The sequence below is a fragment of the Idiomarina sp. H2 genome (assembly GCF_004364275.1).
Classification (GTDB): domain Bacteria; phylum Pseudomonadota; class Gammaproteobacteria; order Enterobacterales; family Alteromonadaceae; genus Idiomarina; species Idiomarina loihiensis.
Map to the genome: position 1 here is coordinate 89,464 of NZ_SNZY01000007.1, position 21,004 is coordinate 110,467.

20 protein-coding genes and 3 tRNA genes are annotated in these 21,004 nt (G+C 46.1%); 5 read left to right on the forward strand and 18 right to left on the reverse strand.

Going from position 1 to position 21,004, the window contains the following annotated elements:
• Positions 1-4 precede the first annotated feature (4 nt).
• From tyrA to ffh, 7 genes are all read right to left on the reverse strand, one after another.
• The gene (gene tyrA / locus DET62_RS10265; protein ID WP_110013839.1) at positions 5-1,147 is read right to left on the reverse strand and encodes a bifunctional chorismate mutase/prephenate dehydrogenase; all 1,143 of its coding nucleotides are present in this window, start codon (positions 1,145-1,147) and stop codon (positions 5-7) included.
• 11 nt (positions 1,148-1,158) lie between these two features.
• Positions 1,159-1,761, reverse strand: a complete 603-nt coding sequence (locus DET62_RS10270) for a DNA-J related domain-containing protein (protein WP_110013840.1) — start codon at positions 1,759-1,761, stop codon at positions 1,159-1,161.
• Positions 1,762-1,832: 71 nt separating this feature from the next.
• Positions 1,833-2,192: a 50S ribosomal protein L19 gene (gene rplS / locus DET62_RS10275; protein WP_011234959.1), complete on the reverse strand. Its 360-nt coding sequence runs from the start codon at positions 2,190-2,192 to the stop codon at positions 1,833-1,835.
• A 32-nt stretch (positions 2,193-2,224) separates the two neighbouring features.
• Entirely contained in the window at positions 2,225-2,971 is a 747-nt protein-coding gene (gene trmD, locus DET62_RS10280; protein ID WP_034821906.1) for a tRNA (guanosine(37)-N1)-methyltransferase TrmD, read from the reverse strand.
• Positions 2,972-2,982: 11 nt separating this feature from the next.
• Complete coding sequence (rimM, locus tag DET62_RS10285; RefSeq protein WP_011234961.1) at positions 2,983-3,507, reverse strand: ribosome maturation factor RimM; 525 nt, start codon at positions 3,505-3,507, stop codon at positions 2,983-2,985.
• A gap of 28 nt (positions 3,508-3,535) precedes the next feature.
• Positions 3,536-3,784, reverse strand: coding sequence for a 30S ribosomal protein S16 (rpsP, locus tag DET62_RS10290; RefSeq protein WP_011234962.1), 249 nt, complete (start codon positions 3,782-3,784; stop codon positions 3,536-3,538).
• 119 nt (positions 3,785-3,903) lie between these two features.
• The gene (gene ffh / locus DET62_RS10295; protein WP_011234963.1) at positions 3,904-5,268 is read right to left on the reverse strand and encodes a signal recognition particle protein; all 1,365 of its coding nucleotides are present in this window, start codon (positions 5,266-5,268) and stop codon (positions 3,904-3,906) included.
• 157 nt (positions 5,269-5,425) lie between these two features.
• Here ffh and ccsA point away from each other — a divergent pair, with 157 nt between their 5' ends.
• Positions 5,426-6,220 carry a cytochrome c biogenesis protein CcsA gene (gene ccsA, locus DET62_RS10300; protein WP_110013841.1) on the forward strand — a complete coding sequence of 265 codons (795 nt, stop codon included), beginning with the start codon at positions 5,426-5,428 and terminating at the stop codon, positions 6,218-6,220.
• 68 nt (positions 6,221-6,288) lie between these two features.
• Positions 6,289-7,587: an HlyC/CorC family transporter gene (locus tag DET62_RS10305; RefSeq protein WP_011234965.1), complete on the forward strand. Its 1,299-nt coding sequence runs from the start codon at positions 6,289-6,291 to the stop codon at positions 7,585-7,587.
• Here the strand turns inward: DET62_RS10305 and DET62_RS10310 are convergent.
• Together DET62_RS10310 and gshA are read right to left on the reverse strand one after the other, a co-directional pair.
• On the reverse strand, positions 7,584-8,222 hold the full coding sequence (locus tag DET62_RS10310; RefSeq protein WP_110013842.1) for a hypothetical protein: 639 nt from the start codon (positions 8,220-8,222) through the stop codon (positions 7,584-7,586). The genes DET62_RS10305 and DET62_RS10310 overlap by 4 nt on opposite strands.
• Before the next feature lie 128 nt (positions 8,223-8,350).
• A complete protein-coding gene (gene gshA / locus DET62_RS10315) occupies positions 8,351-9,964 on the reverse strand; it encodes a glutamate--cysteine ligase (RefSeq protein ID WP_110013843.1) in 1,614 nt (537 codons plus the stop codon).
• Between the two features lie 155 nt (positions 9,965-10,119).
• On the opposite strand from gshA, the gene DET62_RS10320 reads away from it, so the two are divergent.
• Positions 10,120-12,720, forward strand: a complete 2,601-nt coding sequence (locus DET62_RS10320) for a response regulator (RefSeq protein WP_110013844.1) — start codon at positions 10,120-10,122, stop codon at positions 12,718-12,720.
• 9 nt (positions 12,721-12,729) lie between these two features.
• Entirely contained in the window at positions 12,730-12,903 is a 174-nt protein-coding gene (locus DET62_RS14465) for a hypothetical protein (RefSeq protein ID WP_011234969.1), read from the forward strand.
• On the opposite strand, the gene DET62_RS10325 is transcribed toward DET62_RS14465, so the two are convergent.
• The 9 genes from DET62_RS10325 to DET62_RS10365 form a co-directional block, all read right to left on the reverse strand.
• The gene (locus DET62_RS10325) at positions 12,900-14,027 is read right to left on the reverse strand and encodes a sodium ion-translocating decarboxylase subunit beta (protein ID WP_011234970.1); all 1,128 of its coding nucleotides are present in this window, start codon (positions 14,025-14,027) and stop codon (positions 12,900-12,902) included. The two genes, DET62_RS14465 and DET62_RS10325, sit on opposite strands and share 4 nt — an antisense overlap.
• A gap of 1 nt (position 14,028) precedes the next feature.
• Positions 14,029-15,840 (reverse strand): sodium-extruding oxaloacetate decarboxylase subunit alpha, encoded by a 1,812-nt coding sequence (oadA, locus tag DET62_RS10330; protein ID WP_110013845.1) that lies wholly within the window; start codon positions 15,838-15,840, stop codon positions 14,029-14,031.
• Positions 15,837-16,100: an oxaloacetate decarboxylase subunit gamma gene (locus DET62_RS10335; RefSeq protein WP_034821770.1), complete on the reverse strand. Its 264-nt coding sequence runs from the start codon at positions 16,098-16,100 to the stop codon at positions 15,837-15,839. The genes oadA and DET62_RS10335 overlap by 4 nt, the downstream gene beginning before the upstream one ends.
• A gap of 176 nt (positions 16,101-16,276) precedes the next feature.
• Positions 16,277-16,353: transfer RNA gene (locus DET62_RS10340), tRNA-Arg, on the reverse strand.
• A 21-nt stretch (positions 16,354-16,374) separates the two neighbouring features.
• A tRNA-Arg gene (locus DET62_RS10345) sits at positions 16,375-16,451 on the reverse strand.
• 21 nt (positions 16,452-16,472) lie between these two features.
• Positions 16,473-16,565 (reverse strand) — tRNA-Ser (locus DET62_RS10350).
• Positions 16,566-16,727: 162 nt separating this feature from the next.
• Positions 16,728-16,916 (reverse strand): carbon storage regulator CsrA, encoded by a 189-nt coding sequence (gene csrA / locus DET62_RS10355; RefSeq protein ID WP_011234973.1) that lies wholly within the window; start codon positions 16,914-16,916, stop codon positions 16,728-16,730.
• Between the two features lie 148 nt (positions 16,917-17,064).
• Positions 17,065-19,662, reverse strand: a complete 2,598-nt coding sequence (alaS, locus tag DET62_RS10360; protein ID WP_110013846.1) for an alanine--tRNA ligase — start codon at positions 19,660-19,662, stop codon at positions 17,065-17,067.
• Between the two features lie 81 nt (positions 19,663-19,743).
• On the reverse strand, positions 19,744-20,211 hold the full coding sequence (locus DET62_RS10365) for a regulatory protein RecX (RefSeq protein ID WP_110013847.1): 468 nt from the start codon (positions 20,209-20,211) through the stop codon (positions 19,744-19,746).
• 50 nt (positions 20,212-20,261) lie between these two features.
• Between DET62_RS10365 and DET62_RS10370 the strand changes: the two genes are divergently transcribed.
• A complete protein-coding gene (locus DET62_RS10370) occupies positions 20,262-20,981 on the forward strand; it encodes an SIMPL domain-containing protein (protein WP_034821778.1) in 720 nt (239 codons plus the stop codon).
• Positions 20,982-21,004: the final 23 nt, after the last annotated feature.

Sequence of the window (21,004 nt, forward strand, 5' to 3'; positions counted from 1 at the left end):
ACTATTATTGATGCTTGAATCTTTGGTCGTCTGCCAGCTGCACCAAAGATTCGCTTTCTTTCAGGAACTGACTGGAAAATTCACCGAAATACTGGCTAACTTCATCGAAAAGCGATATAAAGTCAGATTTTTTACCGTTTTCGATATCATCAATGATTGCTGAGAATTGCTGTAGATAACGTCTGATCGATGCAAATTGTCCTTTGTTCGCAGCAATAATATCGGCATAAAGTTCCGCATTTTGCGCAAACAAACGGCCAATCATCATCAATTCCATTCGATAAATAGGCGAGCTCAGTTCCAGCAACTCTTTAATATCGACACGTTCATTAGCTAAGTGAACACCGTAAGCAAAAGTGCTTAAATGACGCATCGCCTGGATCCAGCCCATAGCGTCGTCATGCTTATCGGCATTCACTTCGTGTAAGTGCGCGCCCCAGTTAACAAACTGGTCCAGTAACCACTGATAACGCTCAGTCTGACGACCGTGAGTAACAACCACCAGCTGCTTCGCCAAGTTCTGCACAGAAGGACCAAACATAGGATGCAAGCCAACGACAGGGCCGCGATGCTGTGCCAGCATGGCATTTAAAGGAGCCGCTTTAATACTGGTTACATCAGCCAGAACACAGTCCTCCGCTAGAGGTGGTAACTGCTTTATCAATTCAACGGTCTTATTGACCGGCACACTCATCAATACCAACTGCGCCTGGCTTAAATCGTCCTTGTCTGGCCAGTCATCGTCTTTATCAATGGTTATTACCGAATAGCCTGTTTGCCGTAACTGACTGACCAGACGCGCACCCAAAGCTCCTTTACCGCCAAACACAAAAACCGGTCGTTCAAGTTGAGTCGAAGTTGCAGCCGCCTGTGCCGTTTGCGTCCGATACGACTCTCGAATAATACGACGAATAACATCTTCGATTAAGTCTTCCGACAAGCCTGCCTCTTTGGCTTTGCTTCTGCGCGCTTTTATTAAAGAACGTTCTCTCTGTGGAACGTAAAGAGGCTGTTTCAACGAACGTTTGGTTTCTCCCACAGCGGCAGTTAACTTTGCTCGCCGGGCAATTATCTCAATTAATTCGTTATCAGTGGCATCAATTGCATTACGCAGTTCTGATAATTGTTGGTCCGGGTCATGGCTCATGAGCGGTTATCTTATTCCTCTTTTATGGCTTCTATAACACGATGGTAGGCTTTCTGAATTTTTTGCATTTTAGCCACACTCCCGCCTTTATCGGGATGATACTTGTGTACTAACTTACGATATTGCTTTTTAATAAAGGTCTGGCTTGCCGGCGGTTCAACTTCCATAATCTGCCAGGCATCGTTCACAGGCATACTGGTTTCCACCCTAGAAGAAGAATGCCCCATGCGCCGCCAAAAATCATCCAGCATAGATTCAACATCAGCGCCGGATGTCGAGCCCAGTTGATTCAGATCTAAATAATATTCTGCTAACGCGTCCTTTTCTGTCAATGCAGAAACGCCACGTTGCCATGGCTGACACTCAATATTAAGGGTATGAATAAAAAGCTCGTACTTTTTTTCTTTCCGCCAGCGTTCACGCAATTTATAAAGACAGTGAAACAATAAAAAGTGAGTCTGAAACAAGGTCAGGGGATCACGCAGAGCTTCTTTATCAAAGAACTCATAAGGCGGCCCCTGCAAAGACGCAATCAGTTCATGCTCAGTCCAGTGGTGCTGAGCATCAAGGTTCTCAGCTAAAATTTGGGTTAATATTTCGATATCTTCGTTCATTCTAAAACACTATCAAAAAACCCAGCACAAGGCTGGGTTTTTCTTTGCTATTTCGTTTGTTTGCTAAAAGCTTAAGACAGCTTCTCGCGGATACGTGCAGACTTACCAGAACGCTCACGCAAGTAGTACAGTTTCGCGCGACGAACCGCACCACGACGTTTGACTTTAATGCTGTCAACTAATGGGCTGTGCGTTTGGAAAGTACGCTCTACGCCTTCACCGTTGGATACTTTACGTACTGTGAACGCTGAATGCAGACCGCGGTTACGAACACGGATAACAACACCTTCAAACGCCTGAAGACGTTCGCGGTTACCCTCTTTTACTTTTACATTTACAACAACAGTGTCACCTGGTGCAAACTCAGGTAAATCTTGTTTCATCTGCTCTTCTTCAAGAGCCTTAATGATGCTTTGGCTAACTTTTGCCATTTTCGTATCTCCTATCCTAGGTAAACTGTACTTTATTCGCCGGATGATTGTTGTGCGATAAACTCGTTCAACAATGTTTCCTGCTCGTCAGTCAGAGCTAGGCTATGAATTAACTCTGGTCGTTGCAGCCAGGTTTTACCCAAAGACTGCTGTAAACGCCAGCGACGTATCTTTTCATGATCACCGCTTAATAAAACCGGCGGTACTTGCTGCTCATTATAAGTTTCTGGTCGAGTATAGTGAGGGCAGTCCAGTAACCCGCTGGCAAAAGAATCTTCTGCCGCTGAATCCTGGTGTCCCAACACCCCGGGAATTAACCGTGAAACCGCGTCAATAAGTACCATTGCTGGCAACTCACCACCGCTTAATACGTAATCCCCTATCGACCATTCTGCATCAACGTATTGTTTAATAACGCGTTCATCAATGCCTTCATAACGGCCAGCAATCAAAATCATTCGATCATTGCCGGAGAGCTGTTGCACTCCGCTGTGATCAAGTTTTTGCCCTTGCGGTGACAAATAAATAACAGGAGTATCCTCACCCAGGCTTTGTTTTGCTGCGTTGATAGCATCCACAAGTGGCTGCACCATCATCAACATACCCGGACCACCGCCATAAGGCCTGTCATCAACAGTCCTGTGGCGATCATGAGTGAAATCACGAGGATTCCAGACACTCACTGTCAGCAAACCTTCCTTTATTGCTCTGCCGGTAACACCGTAATCGGTGACGGCCGAAAACATTTCAGGAAACAAACTGATGACGCCAACCTGCAAAGGCTTGCCCATCAAAAGTCCGATGGCCACTCAACCTGAATCTGTTTGGCTTCCTTATCAACCGCAGTGACATATTCACTTTGGATAAAAGGAATTAAACGTTCAGATTTTCCGAACCCATCGTTGCTGTTTGCTTTTACGACCAACACATCGTTCGATGCGGTGGGCATAATTTGTTCAACCACACCCATATCATAGCCGTTGGTGTTCACTACACGCATACCAATAAGGTCGCGCCAGTAAAACTCATCGTCAGCTAATGCCGGTAACTCATCTGCCGTAATGCAAATATCCGCACCAGTAAGGCGCGCAGCCTCATCGCGATCGGATATGCCTTCTAACCTGGCGATAAGTCCGTTGTTGTGGCGACGCCACTCGACAACTTTCATTTCGCGCTCAGTTTTCTGGCTGAGTAACCAAGGGCTGTATTCAAATATCGATTCTGGATCATCGGTAAATGACTGCACTTTCAACCAGCCTTTTACGCCATACACCGCACCGATGCGACCAACGACGATTTGCTCTGATTGCTGCATTAATTTACCTACCTGAATCTGTTAATGCTTACGCAGCAGCGCTTGCATCTTTAACTAATTTAGCAACACGATCAGATAACTGAGCGCCTTTGCTTACCCAATGCTCGATGCGGTCAACATCAACACGAAGTTTTTCTTCCTGACCACGAGCTACAGGGTTAAAAAATCCTACTTTCTCAATGAAACGACCGTCGCGAGCATTGCGACTGTCAGCAACTACCATTTGGTAGAAGGGGCGTTTTTTCGCGCCACCACGTTGTAAACGAATGGTTACCATTGCGTTCCTCAATATAACTGTTTTGTAAATGTAAAAAATAGCAAAGCCCTCCGACAGAGTCGGAAGGCTCGGCAATTCTACTGATTTTTACTGCAAATGCAAGCTTGACGCGCTTTTTCCTAGCGTCCGGGGAACATTCCTGGTGGCATCTTTCCGCCCATGCCGCGCATCATTTTCTGCATGCCGCCACCTTTCATTTTTTTCATCATTTTTTGCATTTGAGTAAACTGTTTAAGCAACTTGTTCACGTCCTGCACCTGAGTACCTGAACCGGTTGCTATACGGCGCTTACGCGAGCCCTTTATTACGTCGGGTCGTAGCCGTTCTTTAGGAGTCATGGAGTTGATAATGGCTTCCATGCGCAAGGTCATTTTGTCATCCATCTGACCTTTCATTTGTTCTGTCATTTTACCCATGCCCGGCATTTTGGTCATTAATCCCATCATGCCGCCCATTTCACGCATCTGTACGAGCTGATCACGAAAATCCTCCAGTGAGAACTGGCCTTTTTTCATGACTTTTTTCGCCACTCGCTCCGCTTTTTCTTTATCGACTTTTTGTTCGACTTCCTCAATCAGAGAAAGCATATCGCCCATGCCAAGAATTCTGGAGGCTACGCGGTCAGGATGAAACGGCTCCAGCGCATCGTTTTTCTCACCAACACCCAGGAATTTAATAGGCTTACCGGTAATATGGCGAATAGACAGAGCCGCACCACCACGAGCATCACCATCGGTCTTCGTCAGAATAACACCCGTTAAAGGCAAAGCCTCGCTAAATGCTTTGGCGGTATTTGCCGCGTCCTGACCCGTCATCGCGTCAACGACAAACAGGGTTTCAACCGGATTGATGGCTGAGTGCAGTTGCTGAATTTCCTGCATCATGTCTTCGTCAATAGCGAGACGACCGGCGGTATCCACTAATACCACATCAATAAACTGCTTACGTGCCTGGGCAATAGCAGCATTAGCAATATCAACTGGTTTTTGATCAGTTGAAGACGGGAAGAACTCAACGCCTACCTGCTCGGCAAGAGTTTCCAGCTGTTTAATAGCGGCCGGACGATAAACGTCGGCACTGACCACCATGACTTTTTTCTTCTGGCGCTCAGTTAAATATTTAGCCAGTTTGCCCACACTGGTGGTTTTACCCGCACCCTGCAAACCTGCCATCAAAATAACAGCTGGCGGCTGGGTATTTAATTGCAGAGGTGCATTCGCCTCACCCATTGCCGCTTCCAGCTCAGACTGGACAATTTTGACAAAAACCTGACCCGGCGTCAGGCTTTTGTTGACCTCTGTACCTACGGCCCGTTCTTTAACTTTAGCAATAAAGTCTTTTACCACAGGCAAGGCAACATCGGCTTCAAGCAGCGCCATGCGAACTTCGCGCAAGGTTTCTTTAATATTGTCTTCGGTCAGTCGCCCCCGGCCACCAATAGAATGCAGCGTTTGCGACAAGCGTTCCGATAAATTCTCAAACATGTCGATCGTCTCTTATATTGCGATTTCTGACGTTAATAGTAATGGGGGCAGTATATCTGATTTGCAAGAAAGTTTCGCCCCGTAAGTATTGGGTTTAACCGACTGACGTCGTATACTCAGGGCACGAACAACAGGAATCAGGGAAGTCGGGCGCGTGATGCTCTCTTTATTGTTGCTAATCAGCTTATTGGGTTACAGTGCCAGCGCTTTTGTTATTCTACAAAATATCTTAAAAAACAAAGTGCTTCACCCAGCTTATCAGATTGTACCAGCTGCTTTGGCGGTTGCTGCGCATGGCTGGCTCATTTTAATACAACTTTCCAACGATGATTTCGATCACATTAATATCTCATCCAGTCTGGCTATTGTGGCTTTTCTGATAGCCGCTTTAACCGTAGTGAAAAATAACCAGGCCAGTAACTTATTCCTGAAGCCGGTTATTTATCTGTTTTCTGCGCTTACCACACTGTTACTTGTGTTCACTCCGGTTAACTGGGGTGCTGACATCAGCATCGGACATGGGTTAGTTTTTCACATTACCTTGTCACTGGTCGCCTATGGAATATTGGCCTTAGCCACACTTTACGCGTTACAAACCAGTTATTTAAACCGTGTATTAAAAAACCGCAAAGGTCATATTCTGCTGAGCAAACTGCCACCATTAATGACTGTCGAAAAATATTTCTTCAACCTTCTGGCGCTGGGCACTTTTGTGCTGTTTCTCGCTCTGGGTTCAGGGTTTCTTTTCCTCGATGACATGCTCGCTCAACAGCAAGCACACAAAACCATTTTAACCAGCGTCGCGGCTTTGCTTTACCTTTTGGCGGTTGTCCTACACCGGACATCAGGCTTACGTGGGCGCATTATTGTGGTCATTACCGTACTTGCCAGCACCCTATTAACCTTAGGGTATTTTGGCAGTCGGTTCGTGAAAGATTTTCTCTTATCCTGAATGACACTTGACTTCATAGCTGAGAACTCTACATTGTCACATTCACAGTATAATTAAGGAATAAACCGTTGGACGAGATATCAACGGGCATGTTGCTCGTGATTTTAGCCGTACTGTTATTTTTATCCGCATACTTCTCTGGCTCCGAAACTGGCATGATGTCTATCAACCGGTACCGTCTGCGCCATCTGGTACAAAACAATCACCCCGGAGCTAAGCGTGTCCAGTACCTGCTTGATCGTCCCGATCGGTTAATTGGCCTTATCCTTATTGGCAATAATCTGGTCAACATTGGTGCATCGGCTATCGCAACTATCCTTTGTCTGCGCTGGTTCGGTGACGCTGGAATAGTAATAGCTACTTTTGGTTTAACCTTAATTATTCTGATTTTTTCTGAAGTTACGCCGAAAACCATTGCAGCACTGCATCCGGAGCGCATTTCTTTTCCCAGCTCCTTAATTTTGATGCCTTTGCTAAAGGTCATGTACCCTATCGTTATTGGTATGAACTTCATCACCAATTCTTTCATGCGCCTGCTGGGAGTTAACCCCAAGCAGTCACAAATGGCTGACGCGTTAAGCTCCGACGAGCTGCGTACAGTAGTAAATGAAGCAGGGAATTTAATTCCGACTTCGCACCAGGAAATGCTGGTCAGCATTCTGGACCTCGAGAAAGTTACGGTAGAAGACGTCATGGTGCCCCGTAATGAAATCGTTGGCATCGATATTAGTGACGACTGGAAGTCTATTGTTAAGCAACTGTCAAATGGTCAACACACCCGCGTACTGCTTTATCGTAATGAAATAGATGACGCTATCGGCTTTTTGCATGCACGCGATATCATGCGCCTGATGAGTAAAAATCAGTTTACTGCGGATAAGTCCATTTTAGTGCGTGCTGCGCGGGACAGTTATTTTATTCCCGAAGGCACACCATTAAATGTGCAGCTACTAAAATTCCAGCGTCGTAAAGAACGTATCGGACTGGTTGTTGACGAATACGGCGACATTCAGGGACTCGTTACTCTGGAAGATATTCTGGAAGAAATTGTTGGTGACTTCACGACTTCTATGGCGCCGGCTCCCAGCGAATCTGTCACACTGGAAACTGACGGCAGCTTTTTAGTCGACGGTTCAGCTAACTTGCGCGAATTGAATAAAGAAATGAATTGGGATTTTCCGACTGATGGCCCAAAAACCTTAAGCGGTCTTATTATTGAACAGTTCGGAGATATTCCTGATGCCCGGTTGTCGCTGCGTTTAGGCGGTTATCCGGTAGAGCTTGTTGAAATTGGTGACACCATGATAAAACAAATTAGAGTGTTTCCTGAGCTCTACCAAAAACCCGATAACCAGACCAATGACTAACCGAAAAATAAACGCCATAGCCAGCCGTGCTTTAAATCTTCCTCACACTTATTCAATTGCGCGGCGTATGTCATAGAGCGGCTTTTTACAACCCTGGATACTTTTACCAGCCAGGGTTTCTTTAAATAAGACTTACGCTGATAGCCACCCCAGCCTTCATGATAGTTAAGATATTGTCCGTAGGCGTCCCATTTCGATACCCCATTAATTTTATAGGTTTTTGCTATAAACCAACCCATAAAATCAATTGCATCTTCAAAGTCATCGCGACTGGCCCAACCGTTACCCGTTTCACGCTGGTAATCTTCCCAGGTCATCGTTTTCGCCTGCGAGTAACCGTAAGCCGAACTCACCCGACCCCATGGAATAAAGCCTAAAAGGTAGTCTCTGGGCGGCAAAGCATTATGCTTGAAGGAGCTCTCCTGATACATCATCGCCATTGGTACATGAATAGGCACGCCCCAGCGTTCACGCACATCAGCGGCCGCATGATACCAGTCACGGTGCTCTTCAAAAATATGACAGACATTTTCAGGGTTCGCCGGAGGGGGTGTTGCGCAACCACTGAGAGTCGCGACAAACAAAGCACTTATCAGTACTTTCGATTGAATAGGGAAAAAAAGTTTTATCGCCATTGAACTTTATTCACTCGTTAAACTCTCAGTAATTGAACACATGTTGTAGCTGATAAATGCATTCATGTTCATCCCCTGAACGTTTTATTGAACGCAGTCCAAATTTGGGCTGCGTTTTTTTATGTTTATCAATCAGCTAGCTGACCAGAGCGTGCTGCCTGTTTGAAATAATTTGCCAGAAACGTATCAAAGTCAACGTTATTGTCTTGCTGATAACGTTCTTCAAACGCTTGCTCTGATTCGGCCGCCCATTTAGCAAAGTCGTCTTGTTGATAGTAACTGAGCGGCTCATTTTTCAGTTGCTCGCGGTATTGCTTAGCTAACTGCATACCTAAATTGCTGTTATCGCGGTCTTCTTCTTTGAGCAATCGTAAAATTTGACCCGATAACGTACTTTCCGGATTTAATACCCACTCGTACAAATCCGCTAAATGATTCTGATAAACTTTATTGTCTGAACTGTTATCCAGTGCTTTGGCAATTGAAGAGAAATCTGCAAAAAGCTCTTCCAGCCAGTCGGCCATTAGGCGATCAATGCCGTTTTGCTGCAAGCTTAAGCGCGGATCACGTCCCTGCATAACCACTTTAGTAAAATTCTTGTCGGCTTGCTGCTGCTGTTCCCAGCTCATTTCTTCGCTTGGTTGTAATAAACAATGCAAAAGCATTAAGTCCAGAAAGTGCATTTGCTGCGCCGTGATACCCACATCACTAAACGGGTTCACGTCCAGTGCACGAATCTCTACATACTCTACCCCACCACGCTCTAGGGCCTGGCTTGGCGTTTCGCCATCGCGGGCTGTCTGTTTAGGACGAATTGGCGAATAAAACTCATTTTCTATCTGCAGAATATTATCGTTAAGCTGACGATAATCGTCGCCTACTTTTACACCGATTTTCGAAAACTGCTGAGATGGCGTTGTAATTGCGCGACGCAGGCCTGTCACATACTCATCCAATGAATTATAAGTAATTTTCAGAGTTGCCTGTTCTTTATTGGTATAACCTAAGTCGCTCATTCGCAACGACGTACCATAAGGCAAGAATACCGTGCCTTTACCTACCGTATCAAAATCCCATTTTTTCAGAATCTCTTCATTTTTAGTCTGACTGAAAAACGATTTACACAAAGCAGGCGAAGCGCCAAACAAGTACGGAATAACCCAGGCCACGCGCTTAAAGTTACGGATGAGAGCGAAATAGCGTTCGGTACGGAAACTTTGGTTATTACTGACACCCTCAATCTCCGCTAATTCTTCCCACATTGCATCGGATACAGAAAAATTATAATGCACTCCGGCAATAACCTGCATAGTGGCGCCGTAGCGATATGTCAGACCGCGACGGTAAAGGCTTTTCATGCGTCCCGAGTGCGAGTCACCATATTTAGCGATACGAATATCGTCATCTGAGCCAATGTAGCAAGGCATGCTCATTGGCCACAACAATTCGTCATCAATGGCGTTATAAGCCACCCGATGAATATCACGGAGCTGTGACAGCGTTGTGTCAATATCGGAGGCAACCGGAGTAATAAACTCAAGTAGGTTCTCTGAGTAATCGGTTGTAATGGTCGGATGCGTCAGAGTTTTCCCCAGTTCCTGGGGATGGTCACCCGGCGCCAGCGTCCCATTTTCTTTTATTCGCAAAGCTTCACGTTCAATACCACGTTTAATGCCCTGCCAAACTGCTGTTTTACCCGATTGCTTAAGCTTTTCGATAACTGCTTGAAATGTTGCTTGCAAAAGACAACTCCATTCACTGAGGCGGAAGGTTTTCTGCCGCTAAGCTTACTGGTAATTCGCTAAAAGGTCTATGGTTGTCACTCATAACTTGGCGATTACAGCACAACGTGGCAGACTAGCTGCTGTTTATATAACCTTTCGGTTACGGATCAACCATGAATTCATTCTGGACATTTTTACAGCTCATTTTTGTCATTCTTCAGGTAACCAGTCTTGCGTTATATGCCCTGTTACCTGCCCCCTGGAGTGACACTGTATTAGTCGCGATGATTCTGTTCAGTTTGATTATTGGCATTGTCATTTGGTGGTGGTCCCGGCGCAACGCACTGACAGCGCCTTTTCGGCAACCCTTTTTATCGTCAGACTCGTTACAACTGTTTGAACAAGTTTTTAATGACCTGCCAACCCGGGTTTACTGGCGCGACCCCGAACTAAAATTGTTAGGCGGCAACCGTGCTTTTGCTAATGACTTTGGTATTGATCCTGAATCTCTGGCCGGCAAAGCGGATGCAGAAATTGATTCCCTTGCCAGTAATGACGTATTACTGGAGCGCGACAGAAAAACCTTTAGTCAGCAGGCTCCATCAGTTAATGCAGAAATCGAACTGAAAGTAAGCGGTAAAAGCCAGTGGGTCGAGCATTCCAGTGTTCCGCTTTACGATGACGATCACAATATTATCGGCATTCTCGGCAGCTATTACGATATATCCGGCATTAAATCAGTTGCTGAAGAAATGGAAAAGGCCAAAGAAACCGCCGAGCGTGCCAATCAGTCAAAAGGTGAATTCCTGGCAAATATGAGCCATGAAATTCGCACACCAATTAACGCTATTGTGGGTATGGCAAACCTTTGCCTGAAAACTGAACTTACCCAAAAACAAAAACGCTACATCAAAGTCATCGACTCTTCTTCACAGGCTTTACTGGGCGTTATTAATGACATTCTCGACTTTTCAAAAATTGACGCGGGTAAGTTAACTGTCGAGCGCATTCCTTTCGATTTGCAGGATGTTCTGACCTCACTGGCCGACATGTTTGCTTACCGGGCTTACGATAAAGACCTCGAGTTTATTATTAACTTACCGGCCAATATACCAACGCGTTTAATTGGCGACCCGCTGCGCTTGAACCAGGTGCTGGTTAACCTGATCAGTAATGCTATTAAATTTACCGAAGACGGTGAAATCAATGTTGCCGTTAACCTGCTGGACAGTTCCCGGGATAATGTTTTGTTGCGGATATCGGTTACCGATACCGGTATTGGTATGGACGAAGAGCAGCGCGCTAACCTCTTTAAAGCCTTTACTCAGGCAGATACTTCGACAACCCGTAAGTATGGCGGTACCGGCCTTGGCTTAGCCATTTCCCGACGTCTTATTTTATTAATGGGCGGTGATATCGGCGTAACCAGCGCCGCCGGTCAGGGCTCAACGTTTTACATAGAAGTAGAACTGCCGTTACAGACAGAGCAGGACAACAGTCATCATCAGTACCTTTTGCAGAAACTTAAAGGCGTTCGAATTCTCGCCATTGATGACAACTTAAGTACCCGCGAAATGCTGTATGAAATGCTGCGCAGTTATCAGGTTGACGTAAAAGTGTGCCGCACGGCGGAACAAGCCCTGCAAGTTTTTCAGCTGTCTGTCGAGGACAACAATCCTTATCAATTGGTTTTGGTTGACTGGCGCTTGCCGGGTATGGATGGTCTGGAATTTTGCCAGAAGATAACCGAGCGTTATGCAGAAGACATAAGGCCGAAAATGACGCTGGCGACAGGGTATTATGCTGAAGAATTATCAGAAAAGGCGAAGCAGGCAGGCGTCAACGACATCATTTCAAAACCCTTTACCGCGTCAACATTAGGTAGAAGCCTGACCTCAACATTATTTCAGCGAGAGCTCTCCGATGCGGACGATGCTGACAGTGGTGACGGCATCCCGGAAAGTATTTTGCGAGCACCTATTTTGGTGGTAGAGGACAATGAGATTAATCAGCAAGTCGCCAGAGAAATACTCTCAAGCCACAAATTTAAAGTGGATATAGTGGAAAATGGGCAGCTAGCAGTAGAAGCCGTTCATAACAAAAATTATTCGCTGGTATTAATGGACATTCAAATGCCGGTCATGGACGGGCTGAAAGCGGCGCAAACAATCCGCGCCGACTTCAATTATCAGCAGCTTCCTATTCTGGCCATGACAGCCAACGCAATGAGTGGCGACGAGGAGCGTTCACTTGCCGCGGGTATGCAAGGACATATTGCTAAGCCAATTGATGAACAACAGCTGATTAAAGCCATTATTAAATGGGCGGTCCCGGGTGACTACACCAATAACCAACAACCAGAAGTACCACCAGAATCTAAACAGGATGAGGTTAATAAACCGCCGGTTCGTATTCCACAAGTGAAGGGCATTGAGTTTGAAACGGCATTAAAACGCTTACAGTACAACGTTGAGCTTTATCTGAAATTAGTAGAGCAGCTGTATGAAACCTACCAGGGTAGCGCTACTAAAGTCTCTGACTTTATTACCCGGGGCCAGCATGAAAGTGCGCGCCGCTATTTTCATTCGTTAAAGGGAGCTGCCGCGAATCTTGGCTTTACTCAGTTACAAAGCAAAGCCGCCGACTTAGAGCAATTTATGGCTGAAGGTAATATTGATAAAGTCGCTGACCAGATCACTGAACTGGAAAAACGTTTACGCTATGCGCATCAGGCGGCTGTCGACTTAGAAGCCATTCAACAACATCAGTCTTGAGGAATTACTATGATCCGCTATTTTTTTATTATTCCGTTACTACTCAGTCTGATTTGGTTGCTGTATTTACGCGCTAATGGCTGGAGTATCAAACAAGGTTACAAAGGCTTTGTGTATATTGCGGTGATAAGCGCTGTCATCGCCGCTTTTTACACGGCGATGATGTTTCTGACCGGGCGTTAAACCAATGCCAGTAAAACCCCCGCTGCAACTGCTGAGCCTAATACTCCGGCTACGTTAGGTCCCATCGCATGCATTAACAGGAAGTTTTGCTGATTAGCCTGTAAACCAACCTTATTAACCACCCGTGCTGCCATAGGTACAGCGGATACTCCAGCAGCACCAATTAACGGGTTAATCGGGTCTTTGCTGAATTTACCCATTAATTTCGCCATTAAAATACCACTGGCAGTTCCTATGGCAAATGCAACGGCACCTAATACCAGAATGCCCAGCGTTTGGAAGCTGAGAAATTGCTCCGCCTGCAATTTAGAACCCACAGCCAAACCGAGAAAGATGGTCACGATATTAATCAGCTCGTTCTGAGTGGTTTTCGTTAAGCGCTCCACTACGCCAGATTCACGCATTAAGTTACCCAGACAGAACATGCCAACCAAAGGCGTTGCTGAAGGCAAAAACAGCAGCGTTAACCCCATAGCTATTAACGGGAAGAAAAGCTTCTCACGACGAGCTACCGGCCGTAACTGCTCCATTTTAATCTCACGCTCGGCCTGAGTTGTCAGCAGTTTCATTATTGGCGGCTGGATAATAGGCACCAGCGCCATATATGAGTACGCTGCAACAGCAATAGCTCCCAATAAATCCGGTGCCAGCTTCGACGCCAGGAAAATAGCAGTGGGGCCATCAGCGCCGCCTATAATTGAAATAGCTGCCGCATCGGACATCGAAAACTCAATGCCCGGTATGCCATTCAAAGCAATAGCTCCAAACAAGGTAGCAAAGATACCGAACTGAGCCGCCCCACCCAAAAACAGCATTTTAGGGTTTGCCAGCAAGGGACCAAAATCGGTTAACGCCCCAACTCCCATAAAAATAAGCAAAGGGAACACACCGGTGTCGATACCAACGCTATACACGTAATAAAGAACTCCACCTGGCTCGGTGAAGCCACCTAAGGGGATATTTGCCAGTATTGCGCCAAAGCCAATAGGTAATAGTAATAGAGGTTCAAATTTCTTTGAGATTGCCAAATACAACAACAACCCACCCACCAGAATCATGCTGAACTGGCCGAATGTCATTGCAGCAATGCCGGTGGTTTCCCATAAAATCTGCAGCTTTTCCATATTAGCCTACCGTCACCAGAGCATCACCCACGGTCACTGCGTCACCTTCTTTTACATGAAGAGACTGAACAGTACCGTCTTTTGGTGCTTTAATATCGGTTTCCATTTTCATCGCTTCCATTACTAAGACAACGTCGCCGGCTTTAATCGCAGCGCCCTCTTTGGCTACAACTTTAAAAATATTACCGGCTAATGGCGCTTTTATGGTTTCACCCTCGCCTGATCCACCTGATGATTGCTGCGATGACTCAGGTGATGATTGTGAAGACTCTGCTGAGGACGATGACTTCACAGAATCGAGCTGACCCGCTGGGCCGACTTTTACATTATAACGCTTACCTTCAACCTCAACTTCGTATTGCTCAACATCTCCGGTTGCCTTTGGAGCTTGTTGCTCTTTAGATTCCGTTTGCTCTTCAGGTTCTTCTCCAGGCACCGGCTCAAAAGCATCCGGGTTATCACGGTTCTTCAGGAATTTAAGCCCAATTTGCGGAAACAGCGCATAAGTTAAGACATCATCAACAACATCATCCGCTAAACGAATATCTTCATCTGTCGCTTTATCTTTTAGCTCTTTGGTCAGCGCATCCAGTTCGTTATCCAGTAAATCCGCCGGGCGACAGGTAATAGGTTCTTCACCGTCCAGAACGCGCTTCTGCAAGTCTTTATTAACTTCTGCAGCGGTTGCTCCATATTCACCTTTAAGAACCGCAGCAGTTTCTTTAGAGATATTCTCGTAACGTTCACCGCTCAACACGTTCAGAACCGCCTGGGTTCCTACAATTTGTGAGGTTGGCGTAACCAAAGGGATAAATCCAAGGTCTTCACGTACCTTCGGAATCTCTTTTAAAACTTCATCAAATTTATCCAGCGCACCCTGCTCTTTTAACTGTCCTTCCATATTGGTCAGCATACCTCCCGGTACCTGAGCCAGAAGAATGCGCGCATCAACCCCTTTGAGAGAACCTTCGAACTTAGCGTATTTCTTGCGCACATCGCGGAAATAGCTGGCTACTTCAGCTAAGTCAGGTAATGACAAGCCTGTGTCCCGGTCGGTATTCTCTGTCATTGCAACCAGGGTTTCTGTTGGCGAATGGCCGTAAGTCATGCTCATTGACGAAATGGCGGTATCCAGCATATCGATACCAGCATCAATGGCTTTCTGGTAGGTTGCCACACTTAAGCCCGTTGTTGCGTGACACTGCATAGCAATTGGCAAGTCCGTCTTTTCCTTCAACGCACTGACCAGTTCATAGGCGTCGTTAGGCCTTAACAAGCCAGCCATATCTTTAATGAATAACGAGTCACAGCCTAAATCTTCCAATTCTTGTGCCATTGCCACCCATTTATCCAGGGTATGAACCGGGCTGACAGTATAAGCGAGAGTACCCTGCGCATGGCCATCAACGTCTTTTGCCGCTTTTATTGCTGTTTTTAAATTTCGAACATCGTTCATCGCATCAAAAATACGGAAAACATCAACACCATTTTCCTTTGCGCGTTCGACAAAACGTTTCACCACATCATCGGCGTAATGCCTGTATCCCAGCAGGTTTTGCCCTCGAAGCAGCATTTGCTGGCGAGTATTCGGCATAGCCTTTTTCAGTTCACGAATGCGTTCCCAGGGATCTTCACCAAGGTAGCGAATACAAGAATCAAAAGTCGCACCACCCCAGGACTCCATTGACCAGTAGCCGATGCTGTCGAGCTTTTCAGCAATGGGAAGCATGTCGTCCAGACGCATACGCGTTGCGAGTAGTGACTGATGTGCGTCACGAAGCACCAACTCTGTTAGTAACAGGGGTTTACTCATTGTGATTTCTCCTTGTTATTCGCTGCTTTTTTGCCTTGACGATAACGGTGTACCGCAGCAGAAATTGCAGCCAGTACCGCAGGACTTGCCGCATCAGAGCTATTACTTTCGACTGAAGGCTGAGTACTGGCAACAGGCTCTGGTGTTGGGATCAGGCGTTTCATAACGCTCATGGCAACGACCAGTAAGCAAAGAAAGATGATGACTGCGCCCATGCCTACCAGCATGAGTTGCGCAGCTTGACTGAGCAATTCTGACACGAAGCACTCCTGATTGGTTGCTAAGGTATTGTTATAAAATTATTAAATACCATGGTAGCAAGTCACGCAAGGAGATACAGCAGTAAATAGTGGGTATTCAGGATTTAAATGAGATTAAAAAATATTCAAAGGGACTAATGAGCAAAGAAGATAATTTAAGGGGATATAAAAAAGAATGGCGCGCTCGGGAGGACTCGAACCTCCAACCGCCTGGTTCGTAGCCAGGTACTCTATCCAGTTGAGCTACGAGCGCGTATTCAGGTTAGTAACAATATGGCGCGCTCGGGAGGATTCGAACCTCCGACCGCCTGGTTCGTAGCCAGGTACTCTATCCAGCTGAGCTACGAGCGCGTAATTGTTACTGTAAACGACTGGCGGAGAGGGAGGGATTCGAACCCTCGATAGGGCTACAAACCCTATACTCCCTTAGCAGGGGAGCGCCTTCAGCCACTCGGCCACCTCTCCAAATCGTTGTGGCGTGAATTCTAGCGATGTTGGCAATAATGTCAATCGCTTTTTTAAAAACTAGGGTTTAAGTGTGGGATAATTGACCATCTCGCGCGATTTTTCTTCAGAATGCTCAAAAACATAAAAAAAGACCGGCTTTCGCCGGTCTTGTCTAATCACTTATTCTTTGTCTTGCTCATCGTCTTTTTCAGACTGAATGCGCATGTATATTTCTTCGCGATGAACGGAAACGTCTTTCGGGGCATTAACACCAATACGTACTTGGTTTCCCTTAACGCCGAGAACGGTGACCGAAACATCATCACCTATCATTAATGTTTCACCTACACGGCGAGTTAAAATTAGCATAGATTGCTCCTTCAATACTGTTCCGATTCTTACCGCGAATATCGAACTTTTCCCTGAACTGGCGTAAGCAGTCTACCAACACTGAGAGTGATTACACTATAACGAAGCGCATACTTTTTCGTTGTGTTTTAATCGCTTACAGCGACAGCTAAAGCTGTTGCTGTAACCAAGTCGTCGCAGTAGCCAAAGCTTCATTTAACTGTTCCGGGAGTGAACCACCTGCCTGCGCCATGTCAGGACGACCTCCGCCCTTGCCACCAACGACATTTGCAGCCTGATTCACGATATCTCCTGCTTTAACTTTAGACGTTAAATCGGTAGTAACGCCAGCAATTAAACTGACTTTATCACCGTTTGCAGTTCCTAATAATACGATACCTGAGCCCATTTGGTTCTTCAGATCATCAACTAATCCACGCAAAGATTTCGGATCGGCCTGGTCTAGCTCCGCAATAATTGCTTTAACCCCATTAATATCAACAGCCTGAGCGATTAACCCACCACCGGCCTGCTGTGCCAGTTTTTGTTGCAGTTGCTCGTTCTTACGCTCTAATTCACGGAACTTATGCTGCAGTTGCTGAACTTTATCGGCCACAGAGCTTGGTTCTGTTTTGAGTTCTCCAGCAATTTGCTGCAATACGCTTTGCTGCTGTTGAGTATATCGTACGGCTGCTTCTCCGGTTACCACTTCAATGCGACGCACACCCGAAGCAATACCGCCCTCTGAGGTTATTCTGAATAAACCGATATCGCCTGTCGCTTTGACATGAGTACCGCCACAAAGCTCCATGGAGAAATCTCCCATACGCACAACTCGTACCTGCTCATCATACTTTTCGCCGAACAAGGCCATTGCGCCCGCTTCTTTTGCTTCGTCAATAGCCATGAGCTCGGTTTGCAGTGGCAGGTTAGCGCGAACTTGTGCATTTACCTCACGCTCTAATTGAGCCAACTGCTCAGTCGTCACTGGTTCAAAGTGCGAGAAGTCAAAACGCATTTTGTCCGCTTCGACCAAAGAACCTTTTTGCGTAACGTGCTCACCCAGCAAGTTTCTAAGCGCTGCATGCAGCAAATGCGTTGCCGAGTGGTTGCGTTTAATATTCTCACGACGCTCAGAATCAATTTCGGCTTTTACGCTGTCGTTGAGCTTAACCGCAGCTTTCGCTACGCCGTGGTGCGCTATCGCTTTGCCAATATACTGGGTGTCTGTCACTTCAAATGCCGGTCCGTTGACAACCAAAACACCTTTGTCACCGATTTGACCACCACTTTCTGCATAAAATGGAGTTTCTGATAAAACCACAATGCCGTTTTCGCCCGCCTGCAACTGCTCTACCGGTTTACCATCTTTAAATAACTCGACCACTTTTGCCTGCCCGGCAACGTCATCGTAACCGGTAAATGCGGTTTTATTGTCAGATTTAAGCTGTTGATTATAATCCATTCCAAACTGAGAAGCCTGCTGAGCCCGCTGACGCTGCTCTGACATAGCCTTTTCAAAACCTTGTTCATCAACTGTCAATTCCTGCTCACGGGCAATGTCCGCAGTTAAATCAACAGGGAAGCCATAAGTGTCATAGAGTTTGAATACCACGTCGCCCGGTATGACATTACCTTTCAGCTCGGCAATTTCGTCTGATAAAATTGCCAGACCGCGCTCCAGCGTGCGCGCAAACTGCTGCTCTTCGCGTTCCAGGGCGTCTTTAATAATTTGCTTCTTCTGCTCCAGCTCAGGATACGCTTCACCCATCTGACGAGCCAATTCGTCTACCAAACGGAAAAAGAAGGTGTCTTTAGCGCCAAGTAAATGCCCGTGCCGCACGGCTCTACGTATTATACGGCGCAGAACATAACCACGGCCTTCATTTGATGGCATAACTCCATCGGTAATCAAGAAGGAGCATGAACGAATATGATCAGCAATAACCCGCAATGATTTATTATCCAGATCATTGGTGCCAATAATTTCAGCCGCCGCTTTAATCAGCGCCTGGAACAAATCAATTTCATAGTTACTGTGAACGTTCTGCATAATGGCAGAAATACGCTCCAGCCCCATGCCCGTATCAATAGAAGGATCAGGCAAAGGTTCTAAGGTACCGTCAGCCTGACGGTTATACTGCATAAAGACCAGATTCCAAATTTCGATGTAACGATCACCGTCTTCTTCAGGAGTTCCCGGAGGGCCGCCCCATACTTCTTCGCCGTGATCGTAAAACACTTCAGAGCATGGACCACAAGGCCCGGTATCACCCATAGACCAGAAGTTGTCTTTTTCACCAATACGCGAAATACGGTCTTCCGGTACGCCAATGTCTTTCACCCAGATATCGTAGGCTTCATCATCTTCGGTAAACACCGTAACCCAGAGCTTTTCAGCCGGCAGCTTCAACTCTTTGGTTAAAAAGTCCCAGGCGTACTGAATAGCTTGTTTTTTAAAGTAGTCACCGAAACTGAAGTTACCCATCATTTCAAAGAAAGTGTGATGACGGGCTGTGTACCCAACATTTTCTAAATCGTTATGTTTACCGCCGGCACGCAGACAGCGTTGCGCCGAGGTGGCTTTATCATAACGGCGTTTATCAGTACCCAGAAAAACGTCTTTAAATGGAACCATACCTGCATTGGTAAATAACAAGGTGGGATCGTTACCGGGGATCATCGATGCTGACGGAACTTTCTCGTGTCCTCGTTCAGCAAAGTAATTTAAAAATGCATCACGAATTTGGGCACTGTTCATGCTCATATTGAGTCCTACTTTTCTTAACTGAGTGACTTTAGGTCAATGTTTTAATGCTCTAAGACTATCACGAAGTAGCCGTCTAGCCTAGCGTCGTGGTCGATTGACGCAAGCGAAAATTTGCTCCGGAGTGAAACCTCGCTGCTGCAAAAAGCGCACCTGTCGACTCCACTCTTTTTCATCAGCCGGGTCATCATCCCCAAACTTTTTCTGCTTTAGCTCGGCACACAATTCAAACCAATCAACTTCCATGGATTCGAGCAAGTCCTCAACAATTTCCGTAGCAACGCCTTTTTGCTGAGTGGCCTGCGCCACGATTTTTAATCGCCCCTGTTTTTGCCCAACTTTTTCACGAATAAAGCTACCGGCGAAGCGTTCGTCACTCTGCCAGCCTTCCTTATTAAGCTCGTCAACAACGCGGTTAACCATTTCAGCAGGCCATTGTTTCTGGATTAATTTACGCTTTAATTCAGTTCCGCTCTGCTCGCGCATTGCCAACAAACGAAAGGCACTATCCCGCAAAGCTTTTTCGTCATATTCTGAACTTTCATCCATGGTCTATACTCCAACACCTAACTATGGAATTTGGTCTAAGGATGCTTAATATGACTCAGAGTAATTCAAAATCAAGGTTTCTCTTCATTTGTCTTGCCTTTCTTACCGCAGGATTTACCACTTTCGCTCAAGCAGACGAGCGTACCTTATCAATATCCGGTAGCGGCAGTGTTTCTGCTATTCCGGATCAGATGTCACTGACTTTTTGGATAGAAGAACGCGGGAATAAACTCAGCTCACAAAAAACATTAGTCGATAACACCACTAGCCGCTTAATTAACGATCTGAATAGTAAAGGTATAGAAGACAAAGATATTCGTTCTTACCAACTACAAATTTACCCTCGGTATGAACAAAACGATGACGGGAAAACAGAGCAAGATGGTTTTGTCGTTCAACGCGAAGTTCAGGTCACTTTGTTAGAGCCCGAAAACTACGACGATATTATCGACTTAGCGCTAGCGCGCGGCGTCACTCGCGTTGGTCAGGTTCGGTTTGAAATTAGTGACCAGCAAGGTTTATATCAACAAGCACTGATCAACGCTTATAAACAAGCAAAAAATAAGGCCGAGCGTTTGGCTACTGCTGCGGGTCTAGAGCTGACGGGAACATTAAGTATCGCTGAACGCTCTATGTCACGACCGGTGGTTATGCAAATGGCAGAAATGAGTAGCCGCTCAGATAAAGTGTCATTACCTGGACAACAAACCATTGAGGCACAGGTAGAGGTTATATTCTCAACCCAAACTCAGCCGGACTCTGACAATTAAATCGTTGCTATGTTGAGCACTCG